Raw genomic sequence first — 515 nt, 5'->3', positions numbered from 1 at the left:
CTGGTGGTGTCGTACTGGCGTCTGCAATGCCTACACTTTCATGGGCTTCACTTCCGGATGAACCACGCGTGTTAGCCATGAATAACTTGAATACGGGTGAGCTTCTCGAGACGTGCTACTTCGATGGCAATCGCTACGTCGGCAAAGAATTGCAGCGTTTGAATGAGTTCTGCCGTGATCATCGCCGTAATGAAGTGCATCCAATGGATAAACGTCTGTTCGATCAAATCAGCCAAATTCAAAAGCTCATCGGTACTGAATCCGAAGTTATCGTGATTTCTGGCTACCGTTCTCCTGTGACCAATGCGTCCCTGCGCAGCGGTTCTACTGGTGTTGCTAAGAAGAGTCTACACATGGAAGGGAAGGCGATTGATTTTCGTCTCGATGGTGTAAAGCTGTCTACGGTGCGTGATGCGGCAATCAGTTTGAAGGCTGGTGGTGTTGGATACTATCCGGGCAGTAACTTTGTCCACATTGGTACGGGTGCAGTGCGCAGTTGGTAAGCCTAGTTTGGG

At 49.7% G+C, this 515-nt stretch carries 1 protein-coding gene; it reads left to right on the top strand.

Annotated features, from left to right (window positions below; translation table 11 throughout):
- On the top strand, nucleotides 1–503 hold a 503-nt coding region (locus tag R7Z50_RS31155), incomplete at its 5' end, for a DUF882 domain-containing protein (RefSeq protein WP_318150236.1).
- Between the last annotated feature and the right edge of the window lie 12 nt (nucleotides 504–515).

It is taken from the genome of Vibrio sp. 1249-1, assembly GCF_033340495.1.
The sequence above is the reverse complement of the archived record's forward strand: the minus strand, read 5'-3'. Positions and strand labels throughout refer to the sequence as shown.